The sequence below is a fragment of the Niallia sp. Man26 genome, from assembly GCF_022049065.2.
GTDB lineage: Bacteria > Bacillota > Bacilli > Bacillales > Cytobacillaceae > Niallia.
On the sequence record NZ_CP095743.1, the window covers coordinates 3,661,890 to 3,680,840 of the forward strand.

The following is an 18,951-nucleotide window of genomic DNA, read 5'->3' on the forward strand; positions in this document are numbered from 1 at the left end:
GGATATAGATGAAAGTATCTTGGTTTGTTTAAAAAGCGGGGGGGGCAATCCATCCTATCTGATCCATAAAGACGAATAATAAATACTTTGAAACATACGGTCCTTGAGTTGACATGAAAATGGGTTCGTTCCATTGCGCTCCGGCCACTCGCTTCACTAGAGGTGACCTCTGCACCTTTTCCCTAACATTTTAAATCAATAATAAAAGAACCGAACTATTTAACCAATAAAAGGTTAAAAGAGTTCGGTTCCAACTTAGGATTAAATACTTATGTCACAGCCTCTTGCAAATGGAAGACTTATTATCCTCTAGAAAAGATTTCCACGGGTTGAGTGCCGAACCTCGCTAATAAAAGCAAGAAGTCTCACCTATCCGCTCCAATCAATCTCCTTTTATGAAGCAGGATAGCTACTTCATACTCTTACTTATTTCACCCAACCAAGGATCATTTCTCTGATAAGCTTACTTGCAGTGTTTGCTGTTTGTTCTGATGGATCGTAGATTGGAGCTACTTCTACTAGGTCTGCTCCTACGACATTTACTTCAGAACGAGCGATTTCGTGGATGGATGCAAGCAATTCTTTCGAAGTAATTCCGCCCGCATCAACTGTTCCTGTACCTGGTGCATGGGCAGGATCTAGTACATCAATATCAATCGTTACATATACTGGTCTGCCAGCCAATGTTGGCAGAATTTCTTTAAGTGGCTCTAGCACTTCAAATTTAGAAATATGCATGCCCACTTCTTTTGCCCATTCAAATTCTTCCTTCATTCCAGAACGGATTCCAAAGGAATAAACGTTTTTTGGACCAATCAGGTTTGCAACCTTTTTAATCGGTGTTGAGTGAGAAAGAGGCTCTCCCTCGTATTCATCGCGAAGATCTGTATGTGCATCCATATGGATAATTGCCAAATCCGGATATTTTCTGTACATCGCTTGGAAAACACCCCATGATACTAGATGCTCTCCACCCATTCCTAATGGAAACTTGTCTTCTGCCAGTACTTTTCCCACAAATTCTTCAATCATATCTAAGCTTTTTTGTGGATTACCGAATGGCAGCGGAATATCTCCAGCATCAAAATAATTAACATCCGCCAAGTCACGATCTAAATATGGGCTGTATTCCTCTAGCCCAACTGACACCTCGCGAATTCTTGATGGACCGAAGCGAGATCCGGGACGGAAAGAAACTGTCCAATCCATAGGCATTCCATAAAGAACTGCCTTGCTTTCCTCAAAACTTGGGTGACTTTTTATAAAAACATTACCTGCATATGCTTCATCAAAACGCAAAACCTGTCCACTCCTTTTTAGGGTTATTCCCTAAGCTTCTTTTTATATCAGGCTCTGCAAAGATTCTTATCCTTAAAAGAGCCGTCTATTCTGTTAAGTCTTTTACGAACTTCGGGAGCACAAAAGCAGCTTTGTGCAGCTCCTTCGTATAGTATTTTGTTTCCAATTCATGAAAACGGTCTTCCTTCACTTCAAGCGGGTCATACTTTTTTGAACCAATAGTGAATGCCCACATACCACTTGGATATGTTGGAATATTAGCAACATACAGTCTCGTAATCGGGAATATCTCTTTAACATCCTTTTGCACCGTTCGAATGAGGTCAGCCTTGAACCATGGGTTGTCTGATTGCGCTACAAACAAGCCATCTGCCTTTAATGCCTTTGAAATTCCTGCATAGAAGCCTTTAGTGAACAAGTTAACAGCAGGGCCAACTGGCTCTGTTGAATCGACCATAATTACATCATAGTCATTTTCACTTTCAGCAATATGCATAAATCCGTCTCCAACCTTAACATCAACTCGTGGATCCTCCAGCTTACCTGCAATTTCCGGCAAAAACTTTTTACTATATTCAATTACCTTCCCGTCAATATCTACTAAGGTTGCTTTTTTAACAGTAGGATGCTTTAGAACTTCTCTAATAACACCGCCGTCGCCACCGCCGACTACTAGCACATTCTCTGGATTCGGGTGTGTGAATAACGGTATATGTGCCACCATTTCATGATATACGAACTCATCCTTGACGGTGGTCATGACCATATCGTCCAATAAGAGCATATTGCCCCATTCTTCTGTTTCAACCATATCAAGCTTTTGAAATTCTGTTTGCTCTGTATGTAATGTTTGCTTTATCTTCATCGTAATTCCGAAATTATCTGTTTGTTTTTCTGTAAACCATAATCCCATCTTTTGCTTCCTCCATTCTTTATTACCTCAAAATAAGGGTTTGAAAAAGGTGCTCTCGCCATTGATTTCCTCTTGCCTCTCCCTATGAAAGGCTCAAATCAACAGAGACAGGCTGTTACATTTAAAAAGCATGAAAAGGGGCCAAGTTGACTATTCCTTCCTATATACTTCCCAAACAAATAAATAACAAACACGAAAAAAAGTATAGAGTAAATTCGCTAAAATGCAAGAAAAATTTACTAGCACAGTTATAAAAGGTTTAAAATGCCATTCTTATCCACATACTAGTGCTATCTAAAAAACTTAAGCATTCCTCGCTATAGGAGTTCACAATATGACAAGATTTATAAAAATCACAAATCCACTCGGAGGTGCGGCGTAAATGGAACTCATCGCAAAGGATCGCCTTAAAAATTCAGCCAAATATATCCGGCTGCTCATTATTCTGGCCATCCTCGCCGGGTTTATTTTCAGCGTTATTTTTGCAGGTGTCCTCATATATGCGAAAGCATTAGGAGCACCGCCACTAACTGTGTCCCAATCGACCATTTACTATTCTGATGATGGTACAATCATTGGCGAAAGCAACAGCGGACAAAAAAGGTATTGGGTGCCGATTGAGGAAATAAGTCCAGATTTAGTCAATGCGACCGTATCGATAGAAGATAAGGGCTTCTATGATCACCATGGCTTTGATTATAAGCGAATTGGTGCCGCTGTACTTGCAGATATAAAGGCAATGGCGAAGGTGCAAGGTGCAAGCACGATAACACAGCAGTATGCCAGAAATCTGTTTCTTGAGCATGAAAAAACATGGAAAAGAAAGCTCTCAGAGGCATTTTATACAATCAGACTTGAAATGTTTTATACAAAACAAGAAATTCTGGAAGGTTATATTAACACCATCTATTATGGTCACGGCGCGTACGGTGCTGAAGCGGCAAGTCAATATTATTTCGGCAAGCCTGCTTCTGACTTAACTTTAGGTGAGGCCGCAATGCTTGCGGGTATACCGAAAGGACCGAGTATTTACTCTCCCCTTGTTTCACCTGATAATGCAAAAAAAAGACAGGAAATCATCTTAAATTCCTTGCTGGAGAATGGCTATATTAACGAGCAGCAAAAGAAGACAGCGTTTGAAGAAAAGCTCAAATTCACAGGAGAGTTTCCGATTTCCAGCACAGAAACTGCGCCTTACTTCCAGGATGCTGTTAAAAGCATCTTGAAGTCAGAACTGAAGATGGATGATCGCACCATCCAGTTAGGCGGCTTACGGGTATATACAACATTAGATACAAAGCAGCAAAAAATCGCTGAAGATACGATAAAAAAACAGATAAGTGATACAAGCAAGATTCAAGTTGGGTTTGTAGCAATGGATCCTAGCAGCGGCTATGTTAAAGCAATGGTCGGGGGGCGAGATTACAGCGAAAGCCCATTTAACAGGGTTACCCAAGCAACACGTCAGCCTGGCTCTACAATGAAGCCGCTCCTTTATTATGCTGCATTGGAGCATGGCTTTACACCTGTGACGATGATGAGCGGTGAGAAAACGACCTTCCGATTTGATGACGGGCGCGATTCCTATACTCCTCATAACTTTAACAATCAATATGCTGAAGGAAACATCTCAATGGCACAGGCACTTGCCTTATCCGATAATGTTTATGCTGTTAAAACCCATTTATTTCTAGGCATGGATGTCTTGGCGGACACTGCTGAAAGATTTGGACTGACCACTCCAATGCAAAAGGTTCCTTCACTTGCGCTCGGAACCTCGAATGTAAAGGTGCTGGACATGGCTAATGCATACAGTATGCTAGCAAATGGCGGGAATAAGGTAGCTCCCGTATTTATCACAAAAATTGAAACTGCCGACGGCCAAGTGCTTTATAAGCAAAAACAAGAAAATGAACAAGTGTTAGACACTGATTTAGCGTTTATCATGAATTCCATGATGACAGGCATGTTTGATAAAAATCTAAATGGCTATGCAAGCGTGACAGGGAGCACAATCGTAAATGACATAACAAGGATTTATGCAGGCAAGTCAGGATCGACCGAATCAGACAGCTGGATGATCGGATACACCCCACAGCTTGTATCTGCAGTCTGGACAGGTTATGACCAAGGAGAGTCTATTACTCTGTCTGCAGATAAAACATATGCTAAAAAGGTTTGGGTGAACTTTATGGAAAATGCCTTGAAAGATGAACCTATTCTTGGCTTTAAACCGACAAAAGGCACTGCAGCTGCTTATATAGACCCAAAAAGCGGAAAGCTGGCAACAGAGGCTTGTTCAACAAAGAGGCTTATGTACTTTACAAAAGAGAAAGTACCAACCCAATATTGCGATGATCTTCCTAAATATGATTCAACAGAACAAAGCGGGAAGAAAAATGACGGGAAAGAACAAGTGGAAAAACAGCCTTGGTATAAGCGGATTTTTCATTGGTAATAGAAAACAGCCTTCCATAGAGAAGGCTGTTTTTTATTTATCCAAGCAAATCCTTTTTCAGCTGATCTGTTGAATTATTCCAAAGTGACTCGTCATGATTAATAAGAAAATCAGCAAGCACTTTTTTTGATTTATCATCCATATGATCTACCATAATATGGCGTTTCATTGATTTATCCATTTTATTGACATGTTCTGGAAGGGATTTATATCCTCTGCGAATAGAGCGGTCAACTGTCATATCACAAGCTGTCACACCAGCATAGTATGGACCTTCAAGCTTACGGTCGATTGTTACCCACACAAGCCAGTATGGCTTACCGTTCGGGACTTCTTCTTTTTCTTTCAAAAACTTTATTCCTTTTTCAACAGCACTTCTAGCATGCATGGCGCCGACATCGACAACTGCCTCACCAGCTTCTACATCTATAATTACTGGAGAGACATTCTCCAAGCTCAAAGAGCCGATGCCGAAGCCTTTATGACCGTCTGTCGGATCGTTTTTAATAATATTGAAGCCGACTGGCTTTTTCTTTTTCTCTTCCAATGTGTACACTCCTTTAATAGTATTTTGTTAAAACAAGATGGAAGTAAATAGACTGGCAAAAAATCCAGAGATACTATTTATCCATGGTGAAATTGTTTGATCAGACAATCCAGTTACAAGCAGCACAATAAAAAGAATCGAGCCATACACTTCATACTTGGACAAGATAGATCTAACTCTTGAATTAACTAAGTCTTCAATAATACGATAGCCGTCCAATGGAGGCAGCGGCAGCAGGTTAAATGCAAAAAGCATTAAGTTTATAGACACAAAAATGGACAGGAACGGATAGAGATCAAAGGCAGTCCCAGCAGGAACCCCTAATCGGTACAAAATAGACACACCTGCATAGCCAATAAACGCTAAGATCAGATTACTAAAAGGTCCTGCAAATGAAACTAAAACACCAGCAAGTTTTGGCCGCTTAAAATAATGACGGTTGACCGGAACTGGCCGCGCCCAGCCAAAGCCGGCAATCAAAATGAAGATGGCCCCGATTGGATCAATATGGGCAATCGGATTAAATGTGAGCCTCCCCTGTTTTTGTGCGGTCGGATCCCCAAACTTATATGCCACATATGCATGGGCAAATTCATGGACCGTAAAAGCAATAATGATGGAGATGATAATGTATGGCAAACTCGCCAAAGATTGTGAAAATAACAAAATGCTTTTTCTCCCCTCAAATTACGTATTGTTTTCTATATCTTCTTTCTATTTTCTCTATTTAGATAGACGTACTTGATAAAATTATACATGATATAAATTAGAAAAGAAATCTTTCAAACAGCAACTGGCTTTGTTTAGCTTACTTGCTATTTTTTTGAAAATATGAAAAACTAAAAAAAATGCATTTGGAGGGATATATATGCCGTATATTACAGTTAAAATGCTGGAAGGCCGAACAGAGGAGCAAAAGAAGAATCTTGTTGCGAAGGTGACAGAGGCCGTTGTTGAAACGACTGGCGTACCAAAGGAGAAAGTTGTTATTTTCATTGATGAAATGTCCCCAAACCATTACGGAATTGCAGGTGTGCGCAAAAGCGACGAATAGAAAAAAAGGATAGTGTTCCTTTGGCTTTGCCTTAAAAGAACACTATCCTTTTTTCTTATTGTTTTGCCAGCCCTTTTAAAGAATCAATATATTGGTAAGCAGCTTCGACTTCTTCCACTGTATACTTCTGCTTGCTTTTTAACGTAAATACCTTTTCTTGCACTTCTTCCTTTTCCAAATTGTCAAAAAAGAGGACAGTGGATACAAGTTCAAGGAAACGGGAGTTTTGTCTGTTCATATCATTCAGACAGCCAGGCAATGCCGGCATTTCCACATCATTCTGTTCTAAAAATTCTTGGCCGTTGTCTGTCAGCGTATACCGATACTGATAATAGCCGCCCTTTTTTTCTTTTATTTCATTGAGAAACCCCATATTGCAAAGTTCTTCTATCCTCAATGTCAGCTCTTCTGAATACGGTCCAAAAAAATGAAATTGATATTTTTCATGGAAAGGGAAATCCAGCTTCTTTGCGATGTAAATCATCTTTTGCAATTTTTTTCTTCCGATAATCTCACCTGAAGCAGCAATCGCGTTCATAATTTTCGCATGATCTTTTAACAAAATTGGTCATCTCCTACTCCGAATAATCCTGTAAATACACCTTATTAAATATCTAATAACTGCCTTATCTGCATCTTTGTTTCTTCGTGTTCACGATCGTCTTTCAAGATGTCTTTAGGGAAATAAAGTTTATGATCTGTCCTTCTTTTGCCCGAAATACTGTCCACAATCTCGGATTCTCTTGATAGCTCTCTAATTTCATTGTTCTTCATCAAAAGATGAATCGGAAGCCGCTCCTCCTCTTCACCTGGACGGTAAAAGTCATACGGAAGATCGGAGGATGAATCTACTACCAGGTAATACTCTGGATCTAGACCAATCTCTGTAAAGAGCTTAGATAATTCAGCGAGCTTCTTGTATTCTTTTGCCGGATCAAACTCAACATATTTGAACAGGTTCCGGTTCATGAAGCGTCGGCATAAATCCCTTAAAATCTCATCCTCTTCTTCTTGCCACATTTGGAAATAATAAAGAATGATAGACTCATCCAGCTTCAAGTAGTCTTCTAACGATGTTTCTTCTTCAAAGATAGAGTAGAAATGGGTTGGATGATGAATAAAGGAGTAAAATTGCTCATGCAAGTGTTTCGCTCTATGTAGAATTTTCGTCAAGATGACTTCCGCACTTCTAGACACAGGGTGAAAATAAACTTGCCAATACATCTGATAGCGGCTCATTATATAGTCTTCTACTGCATGCATTCCGCTCTGCTTAATAACGGCCTGATCCTCACGAGGGCGCATAACACGCAATATTCTTTCCATATCAAAGTTCCCGTAGCTTACACCGGTAAAGTACGCATCTCGCAACAGATAATCCATGCGATCAGCATCAATTTGACTAGAAATAAGACTTACAACTAGCTTTTCTTTTGATGTCTTGCCAATGACTTCTGCTACTCTTTTCGGGAAGTCGGCTGCTACTCTTGACAGCACTTGATTGACCTCTGTATCACCAAGAATGATGTCCTGTGTGAATTGCTCATGATCAAGATCAAACACCTTTTCAAAAGAGTGAGAAAAAGGACCGTGCCCTAAATCATGGAGCAGCGCGGCACATAATGACAAAAGCCTTTGGCTGTTATTCCATTCCTTCCTGTCCTTAAACACGTCATCGATAATTCTTCTGACAATCTCGTACACGCCAAGAGAATGGTTAAACCTGCTGTGCTCTGCACCATGGAAGGTTAAATAAGTGGTTCCAAGCTGTTTAATTCTCCGCAGGCGCTGGAATTCTTTCGTTCCGATCAGATCCCAAATAGCCCGGTCTCTGACATGGATATATCGATGCACAGGATCCTTAAACACCTTTTCTTCATTTAACTTCTCTGTAGAATATGCCATGCTTTCGTCTTCCCTCTTTTCTTTTATTGTCGGTTTCTCTGCAAGAAGAATATAAAAAGAGGGATTTCTGTTTAAAAAGGTTATCTGCATGCAGGCTTTGCCTCTCAAGCTGATGTTACACTTTTTAGAAACTCCTCTTTTCAGTTAAGCTGTTATAAGATTATTTCTTTAGCTTATTATTTACTTTATCCATTAATTCCTCTTCTGTTAATGCTGCAAGCGGACGATTATTAACAAATGCAAATGTTTTCTTGCGACCTGGTCCGCAATAGGATTGACAGCCAATCTCTATCTTTGCCTCAGGATCTATTTGCTTCAGACGCGGTATCAGTGTTTTTAAGTTAACTGCCTGACAATCGTCGCAAACTCTAAATTCGTTTGCCATCATGACAACCCTTTCTATCTCAAACATTCTTTAATCTAGTAAAGATATTCATAAGTTCGTTATATTGCTATATGGTATTTTACCCCTTCTTCCAAATCAATGCAAGATGCAAACTATTGTCAAAACAGCTCGAAAAAAGGCTCCTTTTAGGCAACAAAAATACAGAATAGGCTTGTCTCGAAACCGCTCTATTCCTAGTTTAAAGCTTCTGAGCATACATCTATGTTTCCCAGGGAAATTATTGTATAATTCATCTGAATTTAAGGAGGAGTAAATATGACAAAAAGCAGAACATTAGTCATGGTAAGTATCGTCCTAGCCATGCTCGTTGCTTCTATTGATACAACGATTATGAATACGACAATGCCTATCATTGCAAAAGAACTAGGGCGATTTGATTTATATGCATGGTCCTTTGCATCCTATATGATCACAAGCACTATCCTTTCTCCTATTGCAGGGAGACTTTCAGATATATTTGGAAGAAAAAAGGTCTTTGGTTTCGGGATACTGTTATTTTTGGCTGGCTCTTTATTGTGCGGCATTGCAGGCGATATGGTCCAGCTTATCCTTTTCAGAGCTCTTCAAGGGATGGGTGCTGGCTTTATGATGCCATTTCCCGCTATTATTGCTGGTGACTTGTTTCCCATTGAAAAGAGAGGAAAAATCCAAGCGTTGTTCACAGCAATGTGGGGCTTATCTGCCATCCTTGCTCCCCTACTCGGCTCATTATTTGTAGAGTTTTTAACATGGAGATGGATATTCTTTATCAACTTGCCTGTTTGTATCGTTGCATTTTTAACCTTATTGCCATATAAGGAAGACTATCAGCCGAAAAAGGCAAGTGTCGATTATATTGGTGCCATTTTGTTTGGTGCAGCAATCACTTTCCTGCTGTTAATCACATTGGTGGAAAAAGGCCAAGTTTTGTATGGATTAGCCGGCATCATTCTGTTGATTTGTTTTTATCTATATGAAAAAAGACAAACATCTCCGATTGTTCCGCTGTCCATCTTTAAGAAAAAGACAATTTTCTGGATTTATATTAATGGATTTATTGGGACATTGGCATTGTTCGGCACGTCAAGCTATATTCCCCTCTTTCTTCAGGATGTCGCCGGACTTTCTCCTTTTCTGAGCGGAATTGCGTTATTAGGTGTAGCAGTTGGCTGGATGCTTGTATCAGTGCCTGCCGGTAAATGGATACTAAAATACGGCTATCGCATTCTACTAATCATCGGCAACGGACTTCTCGTTTTATCAGGTATAATGCTTGTGCTCCTCAATGAGACCCATGGATTTGTGTATACATTCATCATCATGCTCATACAAGGTTTAGCATTTGGTTTGCTTTCAACCGTCGGGGTAATCGGCTCTCAAGCATTAGTAGGCCCGCATGAAAAAGGGATTTCCACCTCTTTCTTTATGTTCTGCCGAAATATGGGTACATCCATTGGTGTTACTATCATGGGCGCACTTCTTACAAGTCAGGCTGTGTTTATGACCGGAATTCATCATCTTTTCCTTTATGGGTTCATTACAAGCATCGCAGCACTGGTAACAGCATTTTTTATCCAGAATGAAAGTTCAGTAGAAAAAGCTGGTTCCACAAGATAACGGTATTCTTTCGCTCTATAAAAAAATCTACTATCCTTGTATTTCGTTTGTATAAATAAGTGCCATGGTGGCAATGATGTAACTAGAAATACTTATTTATCGAAACAAATCGGGAGTTGAGTGATATGAAGATACGCCAAGATGCTTGGTCAGAAGAAAATGATTTATTGCTGGCAGAAACAGTTTTGCGCCATGTCAGAGAAGGAAGCACACAATTAAATGCTTTTGAAGAAGTTGGGGATAAGCTCAATCGCACATCAGCAGCATGCGGCTTCCGCTGGAACGCAGTTGTTCGCCACCAATACGAGAAGGCACTGCAATTAGCAAAAAAGCAGCGTAAACAGCGGCAAAGAATCCTCGGCAAAGACCAAGGTGGAAAAAAGAAGCTTTTGTATTCTCCACCAGTGCCTTCTGCAGACGATTTGGAAGCTTTAACAGTCTCCACAAGCATGGAATTTTCCTCATTTGAGATTCAAAATATAGAAGAGGAAGAAGAGGCTGCTCCAGTTTATCAGGAAAGTGTTCCAGAACAAATGCTGCTTGCTGCTCCACAGGAAACAACAAGCATCTATAAGAGCCCTAGTGCCAACACTAATTCTTTGGATTTTGACACAGTCATTGCCTATTTACAAAATTTCCGTAATTCTCAGCTTCAAGTAGAAGTGCTAAAAAGTGAGAATGAAAGATTAAAAAGGGAAATGGCCATGCTGAAGAGCCGCAATCAAGAATTAGAAGGAAAATTGGACAAGCTGGAAAGCAACTCAGAAACTATTCAGGAAGATTATGAAACATTGCTTAAAATAATGAACAGAGCTAGGAAGCTAGTCGTTTTAGAAGAAGATGAGCGTCCGGCAACAAAGTTTAAGATGGATCGAAACGGAAATTTAGAAAAGCTTGCTGAATAGCTATTCGTGCACACCCTTCTAGTCACAGGACTTAAGTGCTGGTTTGGCAACCATTCTCATTAACCATAAAAGAGGATTATAGATCGATAAAAGCGTTAAATAGCGCCTACTATCCATCTATAATCCTCTTTTCTTATCTGAACGGACTCAGGAACTTTTCGTTGCGCTCGATTACACGCTCATAGTAAGAATCAAATAAAGGTATCTCTTCTCCTTGCAGCTGGTCAGCAAACAAAAACTCTGCATGATCCTTTAAGGAATAAAGCAGCTTTGTCAGCACTTGATCAACTGTGAGCTCGACTCCGAGCAATTCGGATAATGAGGCCATCACTTCAGGCACTATGTCTGGATAAGCAAACTTTGTTTCTTCGCCGTTTTTTCCAATAGCATAAAACTCTTCTATAGCTTCTGCTCGTTTTTGACCGCTTCCAGAAACACAAAGATAGATTTGAACAGCAACTCCGCTTCTCATTCTTCTTTGGGAAATTCCTGCGAATTTTTTACCGTCTATGCTTAAATCATAGCTGCCAGGGCAATAGGATCCTACGATTTCCTTTGCTTCAATGTTTTTATGAAAATCAGAGAACATATATTTAATAAGCTCCCACATCGTATCATAGCCGCTGTTAATATCTATCCCCTTTTCCTGCTCAGGCAAGATAAGGGAAATGTTTAATACCCCTTCATCCAGAACAACTGCCAATCCGCCTGAATTTCTGACGATATATTGGAATCCCTCTTTTTCTAAATAGGCAAGCGCATCCTTTAAATAAGGCAGCTTCGTATCTTGAATTCCTAATATGACTGACTTGCCATGCACCCAAGTGCGCGCTGTTGCTGGCGCCAAACCTCCGCCGACAGAAGCGCATAGCGTATCATCCATTCCAAAGGAATGCAATGGGGAAACATGTAAACCGGTGCTCGACTGGTCAATGATTCTCCATTTCTTTTGCTTTAACAAACTGTTGTTTTCCATTATTGCCAAGCTCCTTCATAAGGAAAAGTCATGCTAGTGTTACAGGTTTTCCTGAATCAATAGCGCCATATTATTATATAGCAAATAAATAAAAGAAAAAACTATTCATCTTCAGCAGAACTTAACTAAAAGATGAATAGTTTTTAGGAGGATTAATGGCTGATGCTTTGAGCTGCAGTAATTAATGCAAGCTTGTACACATCTTCTTCATTACATCCGCGAGAAAGGTCATTAACAGGACGGTTTAATCCTTGAAGGATTGGACCTACTGCCTCAAAATTACCAAGTCTTTGCGCAATTTTATAACCGATATTTCCTGCTTCTAAGCTTGGGAATACAAATACATTTGCATCACCTTGAATTGGTGAATCAGGAGCTTTTTGCTTCGCAACAGATGGAACGAAGGCAGCATCAAATTGGAACTCCCCATCGATTACTAATAGAGGATCCTTAAGTTTCGCTTCAGCAAGTGCACCTTCCACTTTTTCTGTTTCTGGCGATTTTGCAGAACCTTTAGTAGAGAAGCTCAACATAGCAACACGTGGGTCAACATCGAACATTCTTGCTGTTTTTGCACTTTCTACTGCAATTTCAGCAAGGTCGGAACTATCTGGATTGATATTGATTGCACAGTCTGCAAATACATATTTCTCATCTTCACGAACCATGATGAAAACGCCAGAAGTTTTCTTTACGCCTTCTTTTGTTTTAATGATTTGCAATGCAGGGCGTACAGTATCAGCAGTTGAGTGAATCGCACCGCTTACTAAGCCATCTGCTTGGTTAGCATAAACAAGCATTGTGCCGAAGTAGTTTTCATCAAGAAGCGCTTTGCGAGCATCCTCTTCTGTTGCTTTCCCTTTTCTTCTTTCCACAAAAGAAGCTACTAATGCATCGAATTGTGCATAGCTTTTCGGATCATAGATTTCAGCATTTTGTAAAGAAACACCTAAGTTCTCTGCTTTCGTTTGAACTTCTTCCAAATCTCCGATTAAGATTGGTGTTAATATATTCTCTTCTGCCAGACGGCCAGCAGCTTTTAATATTCTTTCATCCAGTCCTTCTGGAAAAACAATTTTAAGGTTTTGGCCTTTTACTTTTTCTTTCAAGCCTGTAAATAGGTCACTCATTAACGAATTCCTCCTTTATGTATACTTATTATAGGATACTCTTCCTTGCTAAAAATTCAAGGAATTATACCGATATTTTAAAATTAAGCGCCAATTCCTGTTGTAACACCTAAAATCTGTTCTAAACGGCGCCAGATAAGCTATATCCTGTTATAGCATAACTACCCGTTATATTTTTCCCTAATCATGTTCTAACATGCACATGATTTTTACTAGGTTCGTTTTATGCTTTATTTTGTTCAAGTTTTATTCACAACTTTTATGGAGAAACTATGTTATAGTAAACCTATATGAGAATTATTATCAAGGAGTGGTAGCAATGAGCGAAGCAGCAAAAACACTTGATGGCTGGTATTGCCTTCATGATTTCCGGACAATGGATTGGACTACTTGGAAGATGGTTCCAAGTGAAGAGAGACAAGCAGCCATTAATGAATTCCTAGGATTGCTAGAAAAATGGAATGCTGTTCAAACAAATAAACAAGGTAGCCATGCTGTTTATAATATTGTAGGCCAAAAAGCAGATTTCATGATGATGATTTTGCGCCCAACAATGGAAGAATTACAGCAAATCGAAACAGAATTCAACAAAACGAAGCTAGCAGAATTTACTGTACCTGCTCATTCCTATGTTTCTGTAGTAGAATTGAGCAACTATCTTCCATCTAATTCTGATGAAGATCCTTATGAAAACCCGCATGTAAAAGCTAGACTATATCCGATTCTACCTGAATCAAAATATGTCTGCTTCTATCCAATGGACAAGCGCCGCCAAGGCAATGATAACTGGTACATGCTGCCGATGGATGACCGCAAAAGCTTAATGAGAAGCCACGGAATGATCGGGCGTCAATATGCCGGCAAAGTGAAACAAATCATCACAGGATCTGTCGGCTTTGATGACTATGAATGGGGCGTTACATTATTCTCAGATGACGTTCTCCAATTCAAAAAATTAGTATATGAAATGCGCTTTGATGAAGTAAGTGCCCGCTACGGCGAATTCGGTTCTTTCTTTGTCGGCAATATCTTGTCAGATATACCTGCATTCCTGGAAGTTTAATAATACGTTTTTAGAACCCCACTATTTTAATGGTGGGGTTTTTTCACTTATTAATTTTTCAGTCCCCTAGGAATAACTTCTTTCTTCCCCTCATAGGATGGAATAGTGAGCAAGCAGCCCAGCTTTTTAAAAATGCAATGAATGAATGTTTGCAATAAAAATGTTTTGTTTAAAAGATGGAGGGATGAAAATGAGTCAGTCTAATTATTACCCTTATCAAGACGGGCGAAACCAAGGTTATGGTTTCCCACAAGGCTATGGAACAGGGCAGCAAGGTCAAGCATTGCCTGGCAGTCAAGGAGCAGCACCCGGACAGCTTTTTGGTACAGCACCACAACCTGGATATGGCACACAGGCGCCGTACATACAGCCGCAAAGCAATGCTCAGCAGACAGCACCTTCCCTGCCAGGCCAGCTTCCTTTAGAAGCTTCTTATATAGAGAATATTTTACGGTTAAACAAAGGTAAGCTTGCCACTGTTTACACTACATTTGAAAATAACCGTGAATGGAATGCAAAGATTTTTAAAGGTCTTATTGAAGCAGCTGGACGTGATCACCTTATTTTGAGTGATCCACAAACAGGACAGCGCTATCTGATTCCAATGATTTACCTTGATTATGTAACATTTGACGAAGAAATTGAGTATGAATATCCGTATGTCACAGGTGCTCCAAACTTAACTTCGTACCCGCCAAGATAAATAATCAAAACGAAAAGCCGCCCAGTGGGCGGCTTTTAGAGCTTTACAGATGTTTAACTGCTGCGATTACAATGAGTAGCCAAGCAGCAATAAACGCCACTCCACCAATTGGAGTAATAGCTCCCAATATTCCTACTTGAGTAAGTGCTAATACGTAAAGGCTGCCTGCAAAGAAAATAATTCCTGCAACCATCAGCCATCCAGCCCAAGTCAAAAGAGTGTTTTCTGGAAATTTACTCATAAGAATACCAATAATAAGAAGGCCTGTACTATGGAACATTTGATATTGCACACCTGTTTTCCAAATTTCCAAGTATTTTTCAGGGATCCTCCCTTCAAGACCATGTGATCCGAAAGCACCAATAGCCACAGATAGCATGGCGCTGATTGCTCCAATGATAATAAACATTTTCATATTATTCTCCTCGTTTCCTTAGAAATCAAATAAAGAGTCGCCATTTCCTTCATCAGTATCCAATTTAGGTGTTTGCACTGGCTGCACTGGCTGCAGCTGCTGAACCGGAACAGGGGCAGGCTGAGCAATGCTTGGCTGGTATACAGGCTGGCTGTATGTTTCACTTGAACGATACGTGCTTTCTTGTTCCAAACACAGCTCACATAATGATTTTATCGCATAAACCCTTTCGCGAATAGTCGCCTCGCTGCCGCTTGCTTTTGCTTCCTTCAGCTGATCTTCTATCTTTGCCAATAATTTTTGGACAGAAATGTTCATAGTTTTAATCCTTCCTTCTTTTGCTGCCGCGTTTATTTGTGAGTGAAGCGGAGACAATCTTGTCCGGATGCCCTCTTCACTTCAATAGACGGAAGTGCTCTGCCTTTAAATTCAAAGGCTTTACACCCCTTTGGGAATCTAGAGTCCCAAGTAATATAAAAATGCTTGCACTTAAAACAATCTATCCTTTTTTGCTCTGTCATCTTTTTCTCCTCGTCAAAAAAGCGGACTAGCAATAGTCCACTTCTTATTTTATTATATTACTCCTTGCCAAAACAATCATCTGCACACCAATTTATTGGATTTGTGCCTAACTCTTCTAAAATGGCATTTATTTTGGAAAAAGGTTTGCTTCCGAAAAAACCTCTATATGCTGATAAAGGGCTAGGATGACTTGATGTAATAATTCGGTGCTTGTCTGTATCAATGAGCTTCATCTTTTCCTGTGCAGGCTTACCCCACAACACAAAAATAACTGGCTCCTGCCTTCTGTTCAGCTCTAAAATTACTTCATTCGTAAACAATTCCCATCCTTTTCCTTTATGGGAATTAGCCTGACCTTGTCTGACTGTCAAAACTGTATTCAACATAAGCACACCTTGTGTTGCCCAGCCTTTTAAATAACCATTATCAGGAATTTCACAGCCGACATCCTCTTTCAGCTCTTTAAAAATATTCTTTAAGGAAGGCGGAAGCTTTACACCAGGCTTAACAGAAAAGCTTAACCCATGCGCCTGCCCCGGTCCGTGATAAGGGTCCTGCCCTAAGAAGACTACCTTCACTTCCTTTAGTGGTGTGTATTTTAAACTATTGAATATATCTTCCTTTGCAGGATAAACCGTATACTGACTGTATTCCTCTTTCAGGAATTCTTCCAAGCTAGTAAAATACTCTTTCTGCCGTTCACGCTCTAAGAGCTGCTGCCAGTCATTATTAATTATATCCAACATAATAATCATCCTTTAACCTTCTGTATATTCTATCTTTACACTGTATCCAAGCTGTGAATAAAACTCTTTTATAGTCTTTTCGGCATTTGCTTCTGCCTTTTCCAATAAACCTTGTGACCCTGCTTCCTTCTTGATTTCCTCTTTAGCCTCATTGGCAAGCTGATAACCTTCTTCCCAATCTACATCTCCTCTAAATAAACCAGAAATAGAATATGTCTCTACTTGATCAAAGTCTATCGACGGCTCTTGCAAAATTTCTGCATGAGGAAGCTTGAGGCTAATCTCTTTTTTCTCTTCGTCAACTGCTATCCGGTCCGATTCTATTTCCTCCAGATTTACACCAGCAGTAACAGACCCAGGGACAACAAGAAGAATTTTTCGTTTTGTTCCAGGAATATCTGTACTGATTTCTTTTCCAAAGATTTCATTATCCTCTTTTTCCAGAATAACCTTCACAAATGCTTGCGAGGTAGCTAATGAGGATAAATCCTTCATCTGCTCAACAAAACTGCCTTCCTTTATGGCAGGTTCATCTGCCATTGCCATTTTCCAACATGCTATAATAATTGCTACCAAAACAAGTAAGAGGACAACCATAAAAAAAGCTCTTTTTATCCCCCGTTTTGTTCGATTGAAAATCCCTAGTTTTGGCAGGTAAGAACGCTGCTCTGCTTCCATTACTGCTGCCGCTTGCTCTCTTCGGCTCTGCTTCCAGTCTTTTCTCTTCATTCCTTCTCCCCTTTATTAATAGCTTATGTACTTTTTATTATATAGGGAAATTTGTCGAAAGTGGTGCATTTCACGTTTGTATCATTTTTCCAGTTTAGTAGAAACAAAATTTTATGTTTCACTATTAGTAAAATCGGATAAATAGTAGATAGAGAGAGCGACAGAAGCTCTATACAAATTCTAAGGAGGAATTAGATATGTATAAAGTAGAAGTAGTGGAAAATGGTGTACAAGCAACTAATGTGATTACACAATTAGAAAATCAAGGGTATACAAAGGAAAATATCTATATTTTCGCCCACGACAAAGATCGCTCAGAAGATTTGACTGCGGCCACTGAAACTGGTGATGTCAGCATGAAGGAACAAGGCTTAATGGACACAATTGGAAATGTCTTCAGAAAAAGAGGAGACGAGCTTCGTTCTAAAATGCAATCCGTAGGATTAACAGAAATGGAAGCGGAGAAATACGAAGAAGTGCTGGACACAGGAAAATTAGTAATCGTCGGACACCAGCAATAATTAATAAAGTCAGCCCCATGTTTAACGGGCTGACTTTTTTTATCCAAGCAGCTTGTCATATAGAGATTTAGCATACGTAACATCCTTTGTGTCATGCACAAGGGCTCTCCCATCTTCAAAGAGGACCAGCCTGTTTTGTTCCAGTTCAACAGAAAGCAAAAATGGATGGACCATTACTTTATAGCCGTTCTTCTTTAAACTGTCAGCCAGCTTTATTAATGAGAGCTTCTTTGCATGGGAGGGCCTTATTTGAACCGTTTCTCTTCCGCACAGCACAGCTGTTTTTGTCTTGTTTTCCCCTTTTAAATATGGATAAGACCGCTCCGTTCCGCATGTTTGGCAGGCTGGGTTTTTGGCACGGCTTACCTTCATGCTGGAGTATGCATTCGACCATAAATCAAAGTGTAAAAAGCTTCCTCTTAAAGCCTGTCTGTCTTCAATAAGGATTTTCAGCGCCTCCGTAACTTGGTGCGTCACGACCATCTGGACAGCAGGTGCAATGATTCCGACTGTATCACAAGTCATGCCTTGTACAGGCAGCTTCTGAAGCAAGCAATTAAGACATGGAGTTTCCTCAGGAATTATAGTAAAACTCATTCCTGAACTCCCTACACATGCACCGTATATCCATGGAATATGATGATAAACGGCTAAATCATTTAAAAGCATTCTTGTTTCAAAATTATCTGTGGCATCGATTAGGACATCAGCATCTATCAAATATTGTTCTAGTAATTCTTTCGTTGCCTCTGCAACAACACCAGTGACAGCAGCAGAGGAATTGATCTCTTTCAGTCTTTTTTCAGCTGCAATTGCTTTCGGCACACGGCTAGTAGCATCCTCTTCTGTATACAGCTGCTGACGCTGGAGGTTTGAGAATTCCACATAATCCCGGTCGATGATTGTCACCTTGCCGACACCAGCTCTCACAAGCATTTCCGCAGAACTGGAACCAAGTGCGCCAGCTCCGACAATAAGCACCTGCTTTTTTTGAAGCTTCTCCTGACCGGCAGCTCCTATCTGGGGAAACAGCACCTGCCTCGAATAACGATTGTCCTTCATT

Annotated in this window: 21 protein-coding genes; 7 read left to right on the plus strand and 14 right to left on the minus strand. The window is 40.1% G+C overall.

The window, feature by feature from the left end:
• Positions 1-426: 426 nt before the first annotated feature.
• Positions 427-1,299, minus strand: coding sequence for an agmatinase (speB, locus tag L8T27_RS18360; RefSeq protein ID WP_233315949.1), 873 nt, complete (start codon positions 1,297-1,299; stop codon positions 427-429).
• 85 nt (positions 1,300-1,384) lie between these two features.
• The gene (speE, locus tag L8T27_RS18365; protein WP_237942068.1) at positions 1,385-2,212 is read right to left on the minus strand and encodes a spermidine synthase; all 828 of its coding nucleotides are present in this window, start codon (positions 2,210-2,212) and stop codon (positions 1,385-1,387) included.
• Positions 2,213-2,594: 382 nt separating this feature from the next.
• Here speE and L8T27_RS18370 point away from each other — a divergent pair, with 382 nt between their 5' ends.
• Positions 2,595-4,670 (plus strand): transglycosylase domain-containing protein, encoded by a 2,076-nt coding sequence (locus tag L8T27_RS18370; RefSeq protein WP_233315951.1) that lies wholly within the window; start codon positions 2,595-2,597, stop codon positions 4,668-4,670.
• Positions 4,671-4,707: 37 nt separating this feature from the next.
• Here the strand turns inward: L8T27_RS18370 and L8T27_RS18375 are convergent, their stop codons facing one another.
• The gene (locus tag L8T27_RS18375) at positions 4,708-5,217 is read right to left on the minus strand and encodes a YwhD family protein (protein ID WP_237942069.1); all 510 of its coding nucleotides are present in this window, start codon (positions 5,215-5,217) and stop codon (positions 4,708-4,710) included.
• A 27-nt stretch (positions 5,218-5,244) separates the two neighbouring features.
• Positions 5,245-5,883 (minus strand): site-2 protease family protein, encoded by a 639-nt coding sequence (locus tag L8T27_RS18380; protein ID WP_233315953.1) that lies wholly within the window; start codon positions 5,881-5,883, stop codon positions 5,245-5,247.
• Positions 5,884-6,085: 202 nt separating this feature from the next.
• On the opposite strand from L8T27_RS18380, the gene L8T27_RS18385 reads away from it, so the two are divergent.
• On the plus strand, positions 6,086-6,271 hold the full coding sequence (locus L8T27_RS18385; protein WP_233315954.1) for a 2-hydroxymuconate tautomerase: 186 nt from the start codon (positions 6,086-6,088) through the stop codon (positions 6,269-6,271).
• A gap of 55 nt (positions 6,272-6,326) precedes the next feature.
• Here the strand turns inward: L8T27_RS18385 and L8T27_RS18390 are convergent, their stop codons facing one another.
• From L8T27_RS18390 to L8T27_RS18400, 3 genes are all read right to left on the minus strand, one after another.
• Entirely contained in the window at positions 6,327-6,833 is a 507-nt protein-coding gene (locus L8T27_RS18390; protein ID WP_233315955.1) for a YwgA family protein, read from the minus strand.
• 44 nt (positions 6,834-6,877) lie between these two features.
• The gene (locus L8T27_RS18395) at positions 6,878-8,176 is read right to left on the minus strand and encodes an HD domain-containing protein (RefSeq protein ID WP_237942355.1); all 1,299 of its coding nucleotides are present in this window, start codon (positions 8,174-8,176) and stop codon (positions 6,878-6,880) included.
• A 160-nt stretch (positions 8,177-8,336) separates the two neighbouring features.
• Positions 8,337-8,561 (minus strand): YuzB family protein, encoded by a 225-nt coding sequence (locus tag L8T27_RS18400; RefSeq protein WP_233316152.1) that lies wholly within the window; start codon positions 8,559-8,561, stop codon positions 8,337-8,339.
• Between the two features lie 276 nt (positions 8,562-8,837).
• Here L8T27_RS18400 and L8T27_RS18405 point away from each other — a divergent pair, with 276 nt between their 5' ends.
• Entirely contained in the window at positions 8,838-10,178 is a 1,341-nt protein-coding gene (locus L8T27_RS18405; RefSeq protein ID WP_237942070.1) for an MFS transporter, read from the plus strand.
• A gap of 125 nt (positions 10,179-10,303) precedes the next feature.
• Positions 10,304-11,083, plus strand: a complete 780-nt coding sequence (locus L8T27_RS18410) for an RsfA family transcriptional regulator (protein ID WP_233315958.1) — start codon at positions 10,304-10,306, stop codon at positions 11,081-11,083.
• A gap of 133 nt (positions 11,084-11,216) precedes the next feature.
• Here the strand turns inward: L8T27_RS18410 and lipL are convergent, their stop codons facing one another.
• Entirely contained in the window at positions 11,217-12,062 is an 846-nt protein-coding gene (lipL, locus tag L8T27_RS18415) for an octanoyl-[GcvH]:protein N-octanoyltransferase (RefSeq protein WP_233316153.1), read from the minus strand.
• 149 nt (positions 12,063-12,211) lie between these two features.
• A complete protein-coding gene (pta, locus tag L8T27_RS18420) occupies positions 12,212-13,189 on the minus strand; it encodes a phosphate acetyltransferase (protein WP_233315959.1) in 978 nt (325 codons plus the stop codon).
• A 319-nt stretch (positions 13,190-13,508) separates the two neighbouring features.
• On the opposite strand from pta, the gene hemQ reads away from it, so the two are divergent.
• Positions 13,509-14,252, plus strand: coding sequence for a hydrogen peroxide-dependent heme synthase (hemQ, locus tag L8T27_RS18425; RefSeq protein ID WP_233315960.1), 744 nt, complete (start codon positions 13,509-13,511; stop codon positions 14,250-14,252).
• A gap of 190 nt (positions 14,253-14,442) precedes the next feature.
• Positions 14,443-14,955 carry a spore coat protein GerQ gene (gerQ, locus tag L8T27_RS18430; protein ID WP_233315961.1) on the plus strand — a complete coding sequence of 171 codons (513 nt, stop codon included), beginning with the start codon at positions 14,443-14,445 and terminating at the stop codon, positions 14,953-14,955.
• A gap of 43 nt (positions 14,956-14,998) precedes the next feature.
• Here gerQ and L8T27_RS18435 read toward each other — a convergent pair whose 3' ends face one another.
• The 4 genes from L8T27_RS18435 to L8T27_RS18450 form a co-directional block, all read right to left on the minus strand.
• On the minus strand, positions 14,999-15,370 hold the full coding sequence (locus L8T27_RS18435; protein WP_233315962.1) for a DUF423 domain-containing protein: 372 nt from the start codon (positions 15,368-15,370) through the stop codon (positions 14,999-15,001).
• Between the two features lie 18 nt (positions 15,371-15,388).
• The gene (locus tag L8T27_RS18440; protein ID WP_233315963.1) at positions 15,389-15,688 is read right to left on the minus strand and encodes a YwdI family protein; all 300 of its coding nucleotides are present in this window, start codon (positions 15,686-15,688) and stop codon (positions 15,389-15,391) included.
• A 260-nt stretch (positions 15,689-15,948) separates the two neighbouring features.
• Positions 15,949-16,638: a uracil-DNA glycosylase gene (locus L8T27_RS18445; protein ID WP_233316154.1), complete on the minus strand. Its 690-nt coding sequence runs from the start codon at positions 16,636-16,638 to the stop codon at positions 15,949-15,951.
• A gap of 12 nt (positions 16,639-16,650) precedes the next feature.
• On the minus strand, positions 16,651-17,367 hold the full coding sequence (locus tag L8T27_RS18450) for a DUF4230 domain-containing protein (protein ID WP_237942071.1): 717 nt from the start codon (positions 17,365-17,367) through the stop codon (positions 16,651-16,653).
• 197 nt (positions 17,368-17,564) lie between these two features.
• Between L8T27_RS18450 and L8T27_RS18455 the strand changes: the two genes are divergently transcribed.
• Positions 17,565-17,888, plus strand: a complete 324-nt coding sequence (locus L8T27_RS18455; protein ID WP_233315965.1) for a YflT domain-containing protein — start codon at positions 17,565-17,567, stop codon at positions 17,886-17,888.
• 39 nt (positions 17,889-17,927) lie between these two features.
• On the opposite strand, the gene L8T27_RS18460 is transcribed toward L8T27_RS18455, so the two are convergent.
• A complete protein-coding gene (locus tag L8T27_RS18460) occupies positions 17,928-18,950 on the minus strand; it encodes a ThiF family adenylyltransferase (RefSeq protein ID WP_237942072.1) in 1,023 nt (340 codons plus the stop codon).
• Position 18,951 lies beyond the last annotated feature (1 nt).

Excerpts from the sequence above, each read along its gene's own strand:
- speE (WP_237942068.1), bottom strand. The coding sequence starts at position 2,212 with ATGGGATTATGGTTTACAGAAAAACAAACAGATAATTTCGGAATTACG.
- L8T27_RS18370 (WP_233315951.1), top strand. The coding sequence starts at position 2,595 with ATGGAACTCATCGCAAAGGATCGCCTTAAAAATTCAGCCAAATATATC.
- L8T27_RS18385 (WP_233315954.1), top strand. The coding sequence starts at position 6,086 with ATGCCGTATATTACAGTTAAAATGCTGGAAGGCCGAACAGAGGAGCAA.
- L8T27_RS18395 (WP_237942355.1), bottom strand. The coding sequence starts at position 8,176 with ATGGCATATTCTACAGAGAAGTTAAATGAAGAAAAGGTGTTTAAGGAT.
- L8T27_RS18400 (WP_233316152.1), bottom strand. The coding sequence starts at position 8,561 with ATGGCAAACGAATTTAGAGTTTGCGACGATTGTCAGGCAGTTAACTTA.
- L8T27_RS18405 (WP_237942070.1), top strand. The coding sequence starts at position 8,838 with ATGACAAAAAGCAGAACATTAGTCATGGTAAGTATCGTCCTAGCCATG.
- L8T27_RS18410 (WP_233315958.1), top strand. The coding sequence starts at position 10,304 with ATGAAGATACGCCAAGATGCTTGGTCAGAAGAAAATGATTTATTGCTG.
- pta (WP_233315959.1), bottom strand. The coding sequence starts at position 13,189 with ATGAGTGACCTATTTACAGGCTTGAAAGAAAAAGTAAAAGGCCAAAAC.
- hemQ (WP_233315960.1), top strand. The coding sequence starts at position 13,509 with ATGAGCGAAGCAGCAAAAACACTTGATGGCTGGTATTGCCTTCATGAT.
- gerQ (WP_233315961.1), top strand. The coding sequence starts at position 14,443 with ATGAGTCAGTCTAATTATTACCCTTATCAAGACGGGCGAAACCAAGGT.
- L8T27_RS18435 (WP_233315962.1), bottom strand. The coding sequence starts at position 15,370 with ATGAAAATGTTTATTATCATTGGAGCAATCAGCGCCATGCTATCTGTG.
- L8T27_RS18440 (WP_233315963.1), bottom strand. The coding sequence starts at position 15,688 with ATGAACATTTCTGTCCAAAAATTATTGGCAAAGATAGAAGATCAGCTG.
- L8T27_RS18445 (WP_233316154.1), bottom strand. The coding sequence starts at position 16,638 with ATGTTGGATATAATTAATAATGACTGGCAGCAGCTCTTAGAGCGTGAA.
- L8T27_RS18450 (WP_237942071.1), bottom strand. The coding sequence starts at position 17,367 with ATGAAGAGAAAAGACTGGAAGCAGAGCCGAAGAGAGCAAGCGGCAGCA.
- L8T27_RS18455 (WP_233315965.1), top strand. The coding sequence starts at position 17,565 with ATGTATAAAGTAGAAGTAGTGGAAAATGGTGTACAAGCAACTAATGTG.
- L8T27_RS18460 (WP_237942072.1), bottom strand. The coding sequence starts at position 18,950 with ATGAAGGACAATCGTTATTCGAGGCAGGTGCTGTTTCCCCAGATAGGA.